The 15,503-nt window shown below is 73.3% G+C and carries 11 protein-coding genes and 1 pseudogene; 8 read left to right on the top strand and 4 right to left on the bottom strand.

Annotation, left to right across the window (positions count from 1 at the left end):
* The first annotated feature begins 32 nt into the window (after positions 1-32).
* The gene (locus OG542_RS38970; RefSeq protein WP_328417363.1) at positions 33-2,969 is read left to right on the top strand and encodes a helix-turn-helix transcriptional regulator; all 2,937 of its coding nucleotides are present in this window, start codon (positions 33-35) and stop codon (positions 2,967-2,969) included.
* Between the two features lie 70 nt (positions 2,970-3,039).
* Here OG542_RS38970 and OG542_RS38965 read toward each other — a convergent pair whose 3' ends face one another.
* Positions 3,040-4,284, bottom strand: coding sequence for an SGNH/GDSL hydrolase family protein (locus OG542_RS38965; protein WP_328417361.1), 1,245 nt, complete (start codon positions 4,282-4,284; stop codon positions 3,040-3,042).
* A 182-nt stretch (positions 4,285-4,466) separates the two neighbouring features.
* A pseudogene (locus OG542_RS38960) lies at positions 4,467-4,804 on the bottom strand (alpha-galactosidase D); the annotation flags it as partial.
* A gap of 71 nt (positions 4,805-4,875) precedes the next feature.
* Between OG542_RS38960 and OG542_RS38955 the strand changes: the two are divergent.
* The 6 genes from OG542_RS38955 to OG542_RS38930 all read left to right on the top strand — a co-directional run bounded on the left by OG542_RS38955 (position 4,876) and on the right by OG542_RS38930 (position 12,417).
* A complete protein-coding gene (locus OG542_RS38955) occupies positions 4,876-6,300 on the top strand; it encodes a CAP domain-containing protein (protein ID WP_328418304.1) in 1,425 nt (474 codons plus the stop codon).
* Positions 6,301-6,379: 79 nt separating this feature from the next.
* Positions 6,380-7,057 carry an AIM24 family protein gene (locus tag OG542_RS38950; RefSeq protein WP_328417359.1) on the top strand — a complete coding sequence of 226 codons (678 nt, stop codon included), beginning with the start codon at positions 6,380-6,382 and terminating at the stop codon, positions 7,055-7,057.
* A 184-nt stretch (positions 7,058-7,241) separates the two neighbouring features.
* On the top strand, positions 7,242-8,309 hold the full coding sequence (locus OG542_RS38945) for a tetratricopeptide repeat protein (protein ID WP_328418302.1): 1,068 nt from the start codon (positions 7,242-7,244) through the stop codon (positions 8,307-8,309).
* The gene (locus OG542_RS38940) at positions 8,306-9,376 is read left to right on the top strand and encodes a polyprenyl synthetase family protein (RefSeq protein WP_408057833.1); all 1,071 of its coding nucleotides are present in this window, start codon (positions 8,306-8,308) and stop codon (positions 9,374-9,376) included. Before OG542_RS38945 ends, OG542_RS38940 begins: the two co-directional genes overlap by 4 nt.
* A gap of 99 nt (positions 9,377-9,475) precedes the next feature.
* Positions 9,476-10,435, top strand: a complete 960-nt coding sequence (locus OG542_RS38935) for a threonine/serine dehydratase (RefSeq protein WP_328417357.1) — start codon at positions 9,476-9,478, stop codon at positions 10,433-10,435.
* 344 nt (positions 10,436-10,779) lie between these two features.
* Positions 10,780-12,417, top strand: a complete 1,638-nt coding sequence (locus tag OG542_RS38930) for a serine/threonine protein kinase (protein WP_328418298.1) — start codon at positions 10,780-10,782, stop codon at positions 12,415-12,417.
* Here OG542_RS38930 and OG542_RS38925 read toward each other — a convergent pair.
* Positions 12,409-13,842, bottom strand: a complete 1,434-nt coding sequence (locus tag OG542_RS38925) for a serine hydrolase domain-containing protein (RefSeq protein WP_328417355.1) — start codon at positions 13,840-13,842, stop codon at positions 12,409-12,411. The genes OG542_RS38930 and OG542_RS38925 overlap by 9 nt on opposite strands.
* A gap of 73 nt (positions 13,843-13,915) precedes the next feature.
* On the opposite strand from OG542_RS38925, the gene OG542_RS38920 reads away from it, so the two are divergent.
* Entirely contained in the window at positions 13,916-14,887 is a 972-nt protein-coding gene (locus OG542_RS38920; protein WP_328417353.1) for an LLM class F420-dependent oxidoreductase, read from the top strand.
* Here OG542_RS38920 and OG542_RS38915 read toward each other — a convergent pair.
* On the bottom strand, positions 14,784-15,470 hold the full coding sequence (locus OG542_RS38915) for a hypothetical protein (protein WP_328417351.1): 687 nt from the start codon (positions 15,468-15,470) through the stop codon (positions 14,784-14,786). The genes OG542_RS38920 and OG542_RS38915 overlap by 104 nt on opposite strands.
* Between the last annotated feature and the right edge of the window lie 33 nt (positions 15,471-15,503).

Here is a 15,503-nt window from a genome sequence, read left to right as displayed (position 1 = left end):
CCCCGCGCCCCTGACAAAAGAAGGTTGGTTCAGTGCCCCAGGGTTCATTCGTCTCGCCGGTTGTGGGGCGGGAGTCCGAACTTGCCCGGCTGAGTGGTGTGCTGGAGCGTGCCCGCGGTGGGGAAGCGCGTGCGGTACTGGTCGCCGGAGACGCCGGAGTCGGTAAGACGCGGGTCCTGGAGGAGGTTTCCGGACAGGCCCGCGAAACCGGAATGACCGTCGTCACCGGGCATTGCGTGGATCTCGGGGACGTCGGGCTGCCGTATCTGCCGTTCACCGAGGTGCTGGGTGTGCTCGCGGGCGATGAGCGGTTCGCCGCCGCTCTGGCCGCGCACCCCGTGGTGGAGCGGTTGCTGGGGGCCGGCACCGGTGGCGTGCGGGACGTGGACGGGCGGTTGCGGCTGTTCGAGGGGGTGGCGGGGCTGCTGGCCGATGTGGCGGATGTAGCCCCGTTGCTGCTCGTGCTGGAGGATCTGCACTGGGCCGACCAGTCGTCGCGGGACCTGCTTCGGTTCCTGCTCGGCCGGGGTGTCCTCCGGCACCGGCTGGCCGTTCTCGCCTCGTACCGGGCCGACGACCTGCACCGCCGGCATCCCCTGCGGCCGCTGCTCGCGGAGTTGATACGGCTGCCCACCGTGGAGCGGCTGGAGCTGCGCCCGCTGGGCGACTCCGACGTGGTGCGGCTGGTGCGTGCCCTGGAGCACCGGCCGCTGCCCGACGCCACGGTGAGGCGGATCGTGGAGCGGGCCGAGGGGAACGCCTTCTACGCGGAGGAACTGCTCGCGGCCACCGACACGGAGTCCGGTGGGGTGCCCGGCGGACTCGCCGATGTGCTGCTGATCCGCCTCGAGCAGCTCTCCGACACCGCGCAGCAGGTGCTGCGGACCGCCGCCGTCGCCGGACGCCGGGTGGAGCACGATGTGCTGCGGGAGGCGGTCGGTCTGCCCGAGGAGGAACTGGAGTCGGCGCTGCGCGAGGCGGTGGGGCGGCAGCTTCTCGTGGCCGGGGACGACGACACGTACTCGTTCCGGCACGCCCTCGCCCGTGAGGCCGTCTACGCCGATCTGCTCCCCGGGGAGCGGGCGAGGCTGCACGGCACGTTCGCGCGGCTGCTCGCCGGGCGCGGCCGGACCGCCGAGAGCGCCGCCGAGCGCGCCCACCACTACCGGGAGAGCCACGACCTCGCAGAGGCGCTGGCCGCCTCCCTGGAGGCCGCGGACCACGCCCAGCGGGTCGGTGCGCCCGCCGAGGAGCAGCGGCACCTCGAAGCGGCCCTCGACCTGTGGCCGGCGGTGACTCCCGAGGCCCGGCCCTCGGGAAGGGGCGTCGACCGGGTGACGCTGACGCTGCGCGCCTCGGCGGCTGCCGCGCACGCCGGAGAGCTGCACCGCGCGGTCGCCCTCAGCCGGTCGGCGCTGGCCGAACTCGACCAGGACACCGGCTCCGAGCTCGCCGCCCGGGTCCGCTACACCCTCGCCGGGAACCTGCTGAGCGTGGACAGTCTGACGGCGGCGTTCGCCTACAGCAGCGAGGCCCTGGGGATGATTCCCGAGGATCCTCCGTCGCGTACCTGGGTGTGGGCGGCGGCCACCCACGTCCTGGCCGCACGCCACGTCGGGGAGAACGAGACCGCGCTGCGGGTCGCCCGCCGGGCCCTGGGTGTGGCGGAGCGGCTGCGGGCGACCGACGCCCAGGCGGACCTGCTGATCTCGCTGGCCGTCTTCGACGGGGTCGGGCGGCGCGGCCCACAGGGCCGTGAGCGGCTGCTGAAGGCGCGGGACCTGGCCCGGAGTTCGGGCAACGCGCCCGTGGAGCTGCGCGCCCTGTTCAACCTGGCGATGGGCTACTACGAGTCAGGTGCCCTGGCTGAGTGCGTGCCCTGGCTGACGGAGGGCCTGGACCGGGCCCGGCGTGCCGGGCTGCTGTCCTCGCCGTACCCGCTGGAGATGCGGTACCTGCGGCTGCTGGTGCTGCATGTGCTGGGCCGCTGGGACGAGTGCGTGCGCGCGGCGGCGACCGACGCCGAGGTGCTGCCGACGGCCGGTGGCTACACGGTCGGTCCCGCGCTGTACGTGGCACTGGCGCGCGGCGATCTCGCGGCCGCCGACCGGGCGCGTGCCCTGCTGGAGGGGCCCTTCGACTGGATGGCCACCCTGGTCGCGGGCATCGTGCTCACCGATGCCGCGGCGCTGCGCCGCGATCCCGAGGACGCGGTGCGGTGGATGCGGTCCACGGTCACGGCCCTCAGCGACGAAGCGGTCCCCCGCCCGGGTGCCACGGTCCGGCTCGCCGCCCTGGCGTTGTCCGCGGTGGCCGACGCGGCCGCCGGGCTGCGGCTGACCGGCGACGAGCCGGAGGCCCGCCGCTGGACGGACACCGCGACCGAACTGGTGGAACTGGCACGGGCCATCGCCACCCACGGCGAGGACGGCGCTCCCCAGGGTCCCGAGGGGCAGGCATGGCTGGCCCGGGCAGAGGCTGAGTGGATCCGGGCCGTGTCGGGCCCGGACGCGGCGGCCTGGTCGAAGGCGGTGACGGCGTTCGGCTACGGCGACGTCTACGAACGGGCGCGCTGCCGGTTGCGGTACGCCGAGGCCCTGGCGGCCGCCGGGCGTCGCGAGGAGGCGACGGCGGAGGCTCGAGCCGTCCAGGAGACCGCCGACGACCTCGGCGCCACGCCGCTGCGGGAGCAGGTCGACGCCCTGGTCCGCCGCGGCCGGCTGTCAGACACACCGGGCACCGACCACCGGGTCGGCGTGCTCACCGCACGCGAGCAGGAGGTGCTGCGGCTGCTCGCCCTAGGCCGCAGCAACCGGCAGATCGGCGACGAACTGTTCATCAGCGGCAAGACGGCGAGCGTCCATGTCTCCAACATCCTCGCCAAGCTGGGCGCGTCGAGCCGCGGCGAGGCGGTGGCGATCGCCTACCGGGAGGGTCTGATCGCCCCGGAGCCGTCGGCGTCCGGCTGACCGGCTGCCGGGCGGGCCTGGGCGGCGGGCCTCCGCATTCACTCGCTTGAGACGGTGTCCGAGACCCGGGCTATCGGCTCCCGCAGTCGAGGCTCTCGAGATCGACGGCGTCGGCCATCGCCTGCATTCCCTTGTCGTTGGGGTGCAGATGGTCGCCGCCGTCGAAGACGGGGAGGATGCGCTCGGGGTCGTAGGGGCTGCGCAGGACGCGGTCGAAGTCGGCGACCGCATCGAACTCGCCACTGTCGCGGATGAAGGCGTTGACCTTCTGTCGCACGGCCTCCCCGGCGGGGTCCCACTCCTGCCAGCCCTTGAAGGGGGCGATCGTGGAGGCGACGACGCACTTGCCGGCCGCGTGCACCCGCTCGATCAGGGTGCGGTATCCGGCGATCAGCTCGGCGGCCGTGGCCCCCGGCTCGACCTTGATGTCGTTGACGCCCTGGAAGAGGAACACCGTGCGCACGCCCGGCAGCGAGAGCGCGTCCCGCGAGAGGCGGTTCAGGGCGCTCTGCCCGGGCGCGTCGGTCAGGACCCTGTTGCCGGCGATCCCCGCGTTGGCCACCCCTTCGATCGTCGTCGTGGGCGACTTGGCCAGCCGGCGGGCGAGGTAGTCGGGCCAGCGCCGGTTGAGGTCGGTGGTGGACTGCCAGCCGTCGGTGACGGAGTCGCCCAGGGCGGCCACGGCTCCCGCCGCGGACCGTGGCCGCACGGTGACGGCGTCGAGGTAGAACCAGGAGCCGGTCCGCTGTTTCCAGTGGGCGGCGCTCTCCTCGGCGGTGTGGTCGCCCGCGGCGGTGTACGACGTCTGCATCGCCATCCAGTGCCCGGTGAGCGCGCCTCCGGCCCGGGCGACGTACAGGCTGACGACGAGCGAGCTCGCGGCGGGGACATGGCCGGGCAGCGGGTCGCTGTGGACGATGCCGCCGGCGGGGACGGTGACGGAGCGCGCGCCGTCGAAGGTCAGGCGTCTGTTGCTGCCGGGTACGAGCGCGGCTCCGTCCCGTTGCAGGCCGGCGTGGACGTTGCCGAAGGTCACCGGCTGGTCGCCGAAGGCGTTGGACAGCCGCACCCGCAGGCCGCTGCCACCGACGCTGGTGTGCACCACCAGCCGGTAGCCGCGGCCGTCGTCCGCCTCGCCCACGCGGTCGGCCGAGGAGGCCCAGGTCACCACGCCGTCCCCGGGCTCCGCCGGGGCACCGGGAGGCCTGGCCGGCGCGGCCCCCTGGGGTGTCGCGCCGGCTCCGCAGCCCAGCACGAGGCAGGTGGAGAGGGCCGCCAGGGCGGTACGACGGCGGGGGCGTGCGGTGCGGGGCATCGTCGGCGCTCCTTCGGCCGGTCGGCGGGCGTTCTCACGGCGCGAGGTCTCGTAGGGTCAGCGAGCCGCCGGGTGCGCGGCGGCTCGTCCGGGTGGTCCCGGCGTACGACACGGTAGTGGTGCCGCCTCCGACGCTTTCCTGTGCCCCGACCGCGAGGGGACAAGCATCTCGATCATGGCCGTCAGGACGACTTCGGCACGTCGATCCGGTCGATGTCCGGGGTGTAGCCCGATCCGCTTTCGAAGGGGAGCGTGTCGGCGCCGGCCTTGAGGGTCACCGGGACGCTGACCGTCTCGGCGGTGCCGGTCGCCGGTGGAGGGGAACTTGTGGCGGGTCGCATCGCCGCCGTTCGCGGAGACCTCGACCGGGCGGACGTCGCCGTTGGCTTAGGCGACCTTGGCCTGGTAGGTGCGCCGGGGCGGTCGACGACGACCTTGTTTAGGGTGAGCTTGCGCAGAGGCAGAGGTCGCCGGCCTTGCGGTCGCCGGAGCAGGACGGGCAGTCGGCGGGCGTGGCGTTGTCGCTCTCGTGGCCCGGGGCACGAGCTCGGGTGGGAACCCTCGTGCCCCCCAGGCCGTTGTTCGGGCGTGATCAGCGAGTTGGTCCCCGGTGGCAATCTGGCGTTGCCGGGCGGTGCGGTGACCGTCCGGGTACCCGGGCCGTTCGACGTGTCCGCGCTGATCTCGGACGACAGCGGAAAGGTCGGGGGCGACGGCGACTTCGTCTTCTACAACCAGCCGGCCGCGCCGGGAGCCGTGCTGCGGGGCGACACGCTCACCGTGGACCCGGCGGCATTGCGTGCCGGTGCCACCCGGGTCACCGTCGCCGTCAGCCCCGCCGAGCCCGGAACCACCCTCGGCCGCCTGCCCTCCCCCACGCTCCATGTCACCGACGCCGCCGGCCGTTCGCTCACCCGGTTCGCCCCGCCACACCCCCGGCAGGAGACGGTGCTGCTGCTCGCGGAGTTCTACCGGCGCGGCGACCGCTGGAAGCTGCGGGCCCTGGGCCAGGGGTACGCCGACGGACTTGCGGGAGTCGCCCGGGACTTCGGCGTCGATGTCACGGACGACACGTCGGCGTCGGAGCCGGGCGCGCTCGACAGAGGGGTGCGCCGAGCGGGCCTCGCGCCCGCGGCCGGGCGTGCGCGGGTCTCGGCACCGCGGCACCGGGCCGCGACCGAACCGGCCGACCGTTCCGCCCGTTCCCCCGGACCTACCGCCTTCACGCCCTCCCCACCCGGCCCCGACGGATTCCTCGCGCTGGTCAACTCCGCGCGGGCCGACGCCGGTTCGCCACCGGCCACTCTCGACGCCCGTTTGGCGTCCGCGGCCCGGGAGCACGCCGCCGCCATGGCGATGACGGGACGCCTCGGCGTCGAGAGCCGGGACGGCGTCTCCGTCTACCAGCGCGTCACCGGCGCCGGGTACGCGTATCTCACCGTCGGCGAGCACCTCGTGTCCGGGCCGCGCACACCCGCCGAGTTCGTCGCGTACTGTCTGCGCGCCGACATTCCGCGGCGCACCCTGCTCGACCCGGCGTTCACCCACACCGGACTGGCCCACGTCCACGACGGCCCCTCCGGTGACACCTACTGGACCGCGCTGTGGGCCCGGCCGTTCACACCGGACGGGCTGGCGGGCACGGCAGCGGCCGTCACCGACCTCACCAACCGGGAGCGGGCACGGGCCGGACTCCGGCCCCTGGCCGTCGACCCTCTGCTCACCGGCGCCGCGCAGGCGCACAGCACCGACATGGTGGCCCGCGCCTTCTACTCGCACACCGCGCCCGACGGCAGCCGGCCCTGGGACCGGGCCGCCGCGGCAGGATCCACCCGGCGTTCCATCGGCGAGAACATCGCCTGCGGCCAGCGCTCCCCCGCCGACGTCGTGGAGGGCTGGATGAACAGCCCGGGCCACCGGGCCAACATCCTCAAGCCCGGCTTCACCCACATCGGCATCGGCTTCGCGGGCGGCGGCCGGGCGGGCACGTACTGGACCCAGCTCTTCGGCGCCTGACACCGCACCACCACGCTCCGGACCGTCAACCCCGCCCGTGATCTTGGCGGAAGGAGACGCTCCGGGCGAGGATGCCCGCATGAAGGGTGACCTCTTTTCCAGCGAGCACATGGCACAGCCTGCCGTCACGGCGGGCATGACGATCGAGAACGCCAAGTGCGTCCGGTACACGGTGAACGGCGAGATGCTCTCCCGGCAGGGCGCGATGATCGCCTACCGCGGCAACCTCCAGTTCGAGCGCAAGGGCCAGGGCGTGGGCGGCATGCTCAAGCGCGCGGTCACCGGGGAGGGACTGCCGCTGATGGCGGTGCGCGGGCAGGGCGAGGCCTGGTTCGCCCACGAAGCGCAGAACTGTTTCATCGTCGATGTCGAACCCGGCGACGAGTTCACCGTCAACGGCCGCAACGTCCTGTGCTTCGACGCCACGTTGTCGTATCGCATCGCGACCGTGAAGGGCGCCGGCATCACCGGCGGCGGTCTGTTCAACAGCGTCTTCACCGGGCACGGCAAACTGGGCCTGGTCTGTGAGGGCACTCCGCTCGTCATCCCGGTCTCCTCGCAGTACCCGGTGTACGTCGACACCGACGCGATCGTCGGCTGGACCGCGGGCCTGCAGACCTCCTTGCACCGCTCCCAGTCCATCGGGTCGATGCTGCGCGGCGGCTCCGGCGAGGCCGTGCAACTGCTGCTCCAGGGCGAGGGATACGTCGTCGTACGGCCGAGCGAGGCGACCCCGCAGAAGCCCGGGCAGCACTGACTCCGGCACTGAAGTCCCCTCGGGTGATCTGCGCCTCACAGGCAACCCGGCCCGTTCCCCCGACGTCTTGATCGGCAACAGGTGATGCCCTGGCCCTTGTGGCCAGGGCCGGTTTCCCCCCTTCTATACATGCCATGTATACGCAGCGTGTATACATGGTGAGTATATGGACCGAAAGGCATCGATGTACGGCAAGGCATTCGCCCCGGAGTACCAGGGCGCGCTCACCACCCTGTCCGTCAACTCCTCACTGACCGACGTACTGGACGCCGGCACCGAGCAGTTGAGGGCGGCGGAGCGCGCCGGCAAGCCCGGGGAGGTGGCGCGTTCCGGACTCGCGGTGGCCGAGGCGCAGCGCCGGCTGGGCCGGGTCGCGGACGCGGACCGGGCCTGGAAGGCGAGTTACCGTGCCGCCCGCGAGGCCGAGGACGTCGGGGCGATGGCCTGGGCCCTGTGGAGCGGCGGCACGCTGGCCCGGCAGCGCGGCGCGCTCCCGCTGGCCCGCCGCCTCCTCCAGCTCGCGGCCGACCTGGGCGAACGCGGCGGGGACGTCGTCGTACGCGGCTACTCGCTGGCGGGCCTGGCCGAGACCGGCCGCATCCAGGGCGACTACGAGGCCGTCGGCCGGCTGCACGAGCAGTTGCTCGCCGAGGCCCGGCGGCGCGGGGAGGCTCGGCACACGGTGTGGGCGCTGGAGGGCATCGCGCAGATGCACCGCAACACCGGGGACTACGACACGGCGTACGCCCTGTTCGAGGAGTCAGCCGAGATCGCGGAGCGCGCCGACGACCGGCGCGGACACGCCTGGGCCCTACGCGGTCTGGCCGACGTCGTGTCGGTGCGCGACGGGGACACCGAGAGGGCCCTGGAGCTGCTGAGCGAGGCGGAGACGACATGCCGCGCGATGCGGCTCTCCAGCGCGCTGGCCTACAACCACAAGATGCGCGGCAACGTGCTGTACCGGTCCGGGCGTTACACCGAGGCACGCGCCCTGTACGAACAGGCGCTCGCGGAGTTCCGCGAGATGAGCGAGCCGCGCGGGGAGGCGCTCTCGCGCCTCGGACTGGCCAAGTCCCTGGCCCGGCTGGGCCGCGACCGCGGCGAGACCGCGGCCGAACTGGCCGACCTCGCCGGCACGCTGGAGCGGATCGGCCTCCAGCACGCCCGCAAGATGGTGGCCCGGGCCCATGAGGAGCTCGGCATACCGGACACGGGGCTCGCTCTCGCGGGGGCGACGGAGGCGACACGATGACGGCGCTCCCCATGGCGGTACGGGCGACACGGCAGGACACCGCGACGCCGGCCCCCGCCACGCGCCCTGCGGACGCTCACCAGGTCCTCGAACGCTGCCGTGCCCTCGTGCGCCCCGCCCTGGCCGAGGCCGTCGGGCGGCTGCACCCCTGGGTCGGCGAGATGGCCGCGTACTCCTTCGGCTGGTGCGAGGTGGGCGGTGCCCCGGCCGTCGCCTCCGGCGGCAAGGGCGTACGGCAGGCACTCGCGGTGCTCGGCGCCGAGGCGGCCGGTGCGCCCGGCCGGTCCGGGGTGGCCGCGGCTGTGGCGGTGGAGCTGGTGCACACCTTCTCCCTGCTACACGACGACATCATGGACGGCGACGCGGACCGGCGCCGCCGCCCGACCGTGTGGAAGGCCTACGGCACGGGACCCGCGGTTCTCGCGGGCGACGCCCTGTTCGCGCTGGCCGTCGAGACGCTCGCCGCGCAGCCGGGCGGTGCCGGTGCCGTGCGGACGCTGTCCGGGGCGCTGGGTGACCTGGTGCGCGGGCAGGCGGACGACCTGCTGTTCGCCGAGCGGCCCTGGACGGGACCGCGGCGGGTGCGGCCCGGCGAGTACCGGACGATGGCGGAGCACAAGACGGGCGCTCTGCTGGGCTGCGCGGCCGCGCTGGGGGCCGTGCTCGGGGGCGCCGCCCCGGAGACGGTCACCGCGCTCGACCGGGCGGGCCGGCACCTCGGGATCGCCTTCCAGATCGTCGACGACGTGCTGGGCATCTGGGGTGACCCCCGGGTCACCGGCAAGCCGGTCCACGGCGACCTGCGGGAGCGCAAGAAGACGTTCCCGGTGCTGGTCGCGCTCGGCTCGCCGAGCGGCAACAGGCTCGCCGCGCTCCTGGAGAGCGGCGAGGAGCCCGACGCGGCGGCGGCGCTGATCGAGGACGCGGGCGGCCGTTCGACGGCCCTGGCCGAGGCCCGGCGTCACATCGCCGCCGTCGAGACGGCGCTCGCCGGGGTGCCGTTGGCGGCGGGGGCCGCCGGCGAACTGCGGTCGCTGCTCGACTTCCTGGTGCGGCGCGACGTCTGATCCGGTGCCTGCCGCCCGGCTTGATTGACCTCGGCGGGGTCGGCGGGCCAGGGTGCGACCAGGCGCGTTCAGCGACCCCGCGCCGGAAGGACGGCAGCCGTGATCGGCATCTCGGAGATCGAAGCGGCGGCCGAGCGGATCGCCGGGTACGTCGTGCGCACCCCGACCGTGCCGAGCCCGGGGCTGTCGGCGCTGCTCGGCGCCCCGGTCACCGCGAAGCTGGAACTGCTGCAGCGCACCGGCTCGTTCAAGGCGCGCGGGGCGACGGCGAAGCTGCTGTCGCTGGGCGATGCCGAACGGGCCGCCGGGGTGGTGGCGGTCAGCGGCGGCAACCACGGGATCGCCGTGGCGGTCATGGCCGCCGCCCTCGATGTGAAGGCCACGGTGGTGCTGCCCGGCTCGGCGCCCGCCCGTGCCGTGGAGACCGCGGAGGCGTCGGGCGCGTCGGTGCGGCTGACCGACGACATGGACGCCGCGTTCGCGCTCATGACGCGGTTTCAGCAGGAGGGACTGACCCTGGTCCACCCCTTCGACGACCCCGTGGTGATCGCCGGGCAGGGCACAGTCGGCCTGGAGTTCGCCGCCGACGCCGGTGAGCTCACCGACGTGCTCGTCAGCATCGGGGGCGGCGGGCTGATCGCCGGTGTCGCGGCGGCACTGCGGGCGCGCCGGCCCGGGGTGCGGGTCTGGGGCGTGGAGACCGAGGGCGCGCAGGCCATGTCCGAGGCGCTGGCGGCGGGCGGTCCGCTGCCGGTCACCCTGTCGTCGATCGTCTCCACGCTCAGCGCCCCGTCCGTGTCGCAGTTGACGTACGACCATGCCTCGGCCCTGGTCACCGAGGTGCTCGTGGTTCCGGACCGGGAAGCCGTGCAGGGCTCGCTGGAACTCGCCGACCACGCCAAGGTGTGGGCCGAACCGGCCGCCGGCTGCCTGCTGCCCGCCGCCCGGCAGGTCCTGGAACGGGTCGGCGGCGGAGCCCGGCTCGGCCTGGTGGTGTGCGGGGGCAACGCGACCACGGTGGACATGATCGACTGGTCGCATCGCTTCGGTCTGCGCTGAAGGTCCGGCCGCCCTCGGGGAATCCGTCGCGGAATTCATCGGAGGGCTCCGAGTTCAGATGTTGTACACCGCCGCATTTACCGGCGGTTACCACCAGGCCAGCCCGGAATTTTGCGAATCCGCGGGCGGCGGCGGGCCAATTCTCCGAGCCCACGGAGGCCCGGGCGGCCGAGGTGAGCCATGCCTGAGTCCGTGAAAGACCGTTTCTCCTCACGCACTTGCTCCCATCTCTTGAACAAAAGACAAGAATGAACACGGAGTTGCGATCAGATTGAACAGAGTGCGCCTCACTCCCCGTACCTCTGGAAAAGGTTGAGAGCCAGATTTCCAGTCGAGGGATGGCCATGGGCAGGGCGCACGTCTCCACACACCAGTTCGTCGCCGGCCGGTACCGGCTGCTCGAGATCATCCAGCGCGAGACCAACCGCATCTGCTGGTATGCCGAGGACACCGGCGCCGGCCAGGTCTCGCGGCCGTGTCTCGTCACCCAGATCGGGCTTCCGGACGACCCGCTCGAGCCCGGGCGCCGGGCCGCCGCCCGGCTGCTGCGCACGTCCGAGAACATGGCGCTGCTGTGCCCGGGCCGGATCGCCACGGTCGTCGACAGCGCCGAGGAGGCCGGCGCCCTGTGGACCGTCAACGAGTGGATCGACGGCACGCCGCTGGGCGAACTCCTCTCGGAGCAGGGCACGTTCAACTACGTACGGGCCGCGCGCATCGGCCTGGAACTGCTCGATGTCCTGGACGCGGCCCACGCCGAGGGCATCACCCACGGCGAACTCAGCCCCGGCCAGGTGTTCGTACGCGAGGACCACTCGGTCGTCGTCACCGGCTACGGCCTGGCCGGCGCCACCCTCGCGCCCCGGCTCACGGCCCCCGCGTACGCCTCTCCGGAACAGGCCCGGGACGAGCGCATCGGCCCAGCAGCCGACCTGTGGGCGCTGGGCGCGATCCTCTACACGATGGTCGAGGGACGCCCGCCCTTCCGTGACCGGGGGCGCCCGGAGAACACCCTCAAGGCCGTGGACCGGCTGCCGCTGCGCTCGCCGGTGCGCTCCGGGCCGCTCACCCAGGTCGTGCAGGGGCTGCTCCGCAAGGACTCACGGGAGCGGCTGACCCGCCCGGTGGTCCGTGAGGCGCTGACCCGTGCGCTCAGCGAGGACCCGGAAGCGGCCCTGGGGTCGGTGCAGGCCCCGCGGCTGCGCGGCACGTACGCGGCCATGCTGCCGGGCAACCCGGCCTGGAGCAGACGGACCATGGTGGCCGGGACGGCCCTGGCCGTCGTCACCGTCGCGGTCGCCGTGCTCGCCGCGACCCAGGGGCTGCCCGGCAGTGACACCGGCAGCGAGGCGGCCGACTCGCCGACCAGGCCGCCGGCCTCCGCCGCCTCGCCCGGCGAGAGCACCGGCGGCGACGCTCCCGAGCCGTCAGGTACGCCCAGCCCGACCGAGACACCCTCCTCCTCTCCCACGCCCACCCCGTCGTCCCCCGAACCCACACCGTCCGCCCCGGCCACCGGCCTGCCGCCCGGCTTCCACCGCTACCAGGCACCGGAGGGCTTCTCCGTCGCGCTCCCCGAGGGCTGGAAGCGGCTGGACACCGACCGCCAGGGCGATCTGGCGTACCGGGTCGTCTTCGGCGCCGACGACCGCACGCTGGCCGTCACCTACAGCGCACGGGTGGGCCCGGACCCCGTGGCCGTGTGGCGGGACGACGTCGAACCGAACCTGAAGCAGTCCGGTGACTACGAGCGGATCGGCGGGATCCGCGCGACGACCTACCAGGGACGCGAGGCCGCCGACATGGAGTGGACGGCAGACGTCGACGGCACCCGCGTGCGCACCTTCGGCCGGGGCTTCCTGCTGGGCGACAGCCGGAGTTTCTCGCTGCGCTGGACGACCCCGGCCGCCGACTGGGAGGACAGCGCGAACGAGCAGACGTTGCGCACCGTCCTCAAGACCTTCCGGCCTGACTCAGACTGAGCCGCGCGGTGCACGCTGGGAGGCGAGCCGGCCGCTCTGGAGCGGCTGTGTGCACCAGCGCGCGGTGAGCGTACGGTCCGCGAGGGAGCAGGTCAGCGCCAGGAGGTGCGGGGTCTCCAGGAACGCCACCTCCACGGCCAAGGTGCCGGAACCGGTCCAGCCACCGCTCACCGCGATCGGGAGCGGCTCCTCCGCCACCGTCCAGTCCGCCTTCCCGATCCGCAGGTCCAGCCGGCTCTCGCCCTCGGTGAGCCTGAGCGTCCAGCCGTCCGCGTCCTGTACGAGCCCGGCCGACCGGGCCGGACTGTCCCCCGCGGAGGACCTGAACTCGGCGGCGGCCCAGTCCTCGGCCCGTGCGGGCGGTGCGGGACTGCCCGGGGCGGGCGGCAGCGCGAGCCCGGCGAGGCGCTCCCGCAGGGCCGCGTCGGCGGTCTCCCGGCCGGGCAGCGGCTCGGGGCCGAAAGCGGGCAGCAGATGCTTCCAGACGAGGTTCAGGAACTCCTGCATCCCCTCGGTCGCCGCGGTCGTGGCGATCACCGCGTCGTGCTCGGGCAGTACCAGACAGAACTGACCGTACGCGCCGTCGCCCCGGTAGCCGTGCCGGGAGATCCAGAACTGGTAGCCGTAGCCGCGGTCCCAGTCCTGCCGGTCCCTGTCTCCCATGGCACCGGTGGTCGGGATGTGCGGCCGGGTTGCCCGGTCCGCCCACCCTTCGGGCAGCAGCCGCTCGCCCTCCCAGACCCCGTCACGCAGATACAGCTCGCCGAGCCGGGCGACCGCGTCGGTGGTGGCGTGCAGACCGCTGTAGCCGATCTCGCGGCCGGCGCGGTCCCGCTGCCAGAACACCTCGCCGATACCCAGGGGGTCCAACAGCCGCGGGCGGAGATACTCGGTGAGCGACTGCCCCGTCACCCGCTGGACGATCGCGGCGAGTGTGTAGGTGGTGGGCTGGTTGTAGGCGAAGACGGTGCCGGGGTCGCGGTCCGGCGGCAGCAGCAGGAACCCGCGCACGGGCTCCATCCGGTCCAGCCCGTAGGTCTCCTCGACGGTCTCCCGCTCGTGGCCGCTCGACATGGACGCCACGTGCCGTACGAGCATGGCGCGGCTGCGGGGGTCGGTGATGTCGGCCTCGAACTCCGGGAAGTACGAGATCACGGGCGCGTCGAAGTCGAGCAGTCCCTCGGCCTCGGCCAGGGCGGCCGCGGTCCCGGTGAAGCTCTTGCTGAGCGAGTACAGCAGGTGGGGGCGGTCGGGGGTGTAGGGCGCCCACCAGCCAGAGGCGACGAGGTGTCCGTGCCGCATGATCATCAGGCTGTGCGGCTCGATCTCCGGGGCCGCTTCGAGGGCATCGAGGAAGGCGTGGACGCCGGAGGCGTCGACGCCCTGGGAGGCGGGGCTGCCGGTCGGCAGGGCGGAGGCACTCATGGAGGCATCCTCCCCCTGCCGACAGACCTTGATCGAGCCGTTTTCACGCCCGCTGTCCGGGGACTCGCCGGGCATGGTGCAAATCGGATACACGATGATGACCGAGCAGACCGGCCCCCGAGAGCTCGTCGACCATGTGGTGCGGGCCGAGGAGGCGGGCTTCGACTTCTCGGTGACCTCCGACCACTACTTTCCGTGGCTGCGCTCGCAGGGACACTCGCCCTACGCGTGGGCCGTGCTCGGCGCGGCCGCCCAGGCCACGTCACGTATCCCGCTGATGACGTACGTGACGTGCCCGACGTTCCGCTACCACCCGGCGGTGGTGGCGCAGAAGGCGGCGACGCTGCAGTTGCTGTCCGAGGGCCGGTTCCGGCTGGGCCTCGGCTCCGGCGAGAACCTGAACGAGCACGTGGTGGGTGGCGGCTGGCCGTCCGTCGACGTACGGCACGAGATGTTCGAGGAGGCCGTGGAGATCATCCGGGCCCTCTTCAAGGGCGGCCACGTCAACCATCGCGGCACGCACTTCGATGTGGAGTCGGCCCGGCTGTGGGACCTGCCGGACGAGGCGCCGCCCATCGGCATCGCCGTCTCCGGGGAGCGGTCGTGCGAGCTCGCGGGCCGGCTCGCCGACCTGGTGATCGCCACGGAACCCAAGGCGGGGCTCCTGGAGGCGTTCGACCGGCACGGCGGCGAGGACAAGCCCCGCATCGGCCAGCTGCCGGTCTGCTACGACCCCGACCGGGACACGGCCGTCAAGCGCGCCCACTCCCAGTTCCGCTGGTTCGGCAGCGGCTGGAAGGTCAACTCGGAGCTGCCGCATCCGGATTCCTTCGAGGCGGCGACCCAGTTCGTCACGCCCGACGACGTGGCCGACGCCATCCCGTGCGGTGACGACCCGGACGCCTTCGTCGAGGCCGTCCGCCCGTACGCCGAGGCCGGTTTCACCGAAGTGGCCCTGGTCCAGATCGGTGGCGACTCGCAGCCGGCGTACCTGGACTGGTCGGAGAAGACCCTGCTGCCCGCCCTGCGCGACGCGTTCGGCTGAGGTCCGCGTTCGCGACGAACTGCTCGACGACGAGCACCCGCCTCGTCGGGGAGCTTGCCTTCACGAGAGCGCTCATCCGCTGGGCCTCCTCGGTGGTCGGCAGGAATCCCACGAGGAGGAGGGGCAACAGCAGCCGACGGACGAGGACTTCGCTCTCCGAGGTGACCTGGGGCCGGCGCACGACCGAGACGTTGACCCGGACGGCGTGTTCGTTGCCCGGCGGCACACCGGGCCGGTCCGTCTCGATCGCCGCGTAGCGGAAGCCGTGCGCCAGGTCGCAGGCGTGGCAACCGGCGGGTCCGCGGCCGAGCCGATCGCCGCAGTCGGTACAGGCCAGGCGGTCGAGCGCGGCGTCCACCACCCGCCAGTCGTGACGGTCGGGTTCGGCGACGACCAGTTCGGCGAGAGCGGTCTCCTGCTCGCACCCGGTCACGTCCCAGTGCCGCAGGAACGCGGACCACTCCTCCTCGACGATGCCGTCCACGAGGTCACGGCAGACGGCACAGGCGGGGGCACCTCCGTACGCGTATCCACCGCATTCCGCGCAGCGGCGCAGCGCCGCCCCGACCTCAGGTCGCACCATGGCCCGAGTCTCCCGCACCGTGCGGGGCGAGGA

This window comes from Streptomyces violaceus (assembly GCF_036014075.1).
In the GTDB taxonomy this organism is placed as follows: Bacteria; Actinomycetota; Actinomycetes; order Streptomycetales; family Streptomycetaceae; genus Streptomyces; species Streptomyces violaceus.
Note: the sequence above shows the minus strand (reverse complement) of the source record. Positions and strands in the feature narration are given on the sequence as shown.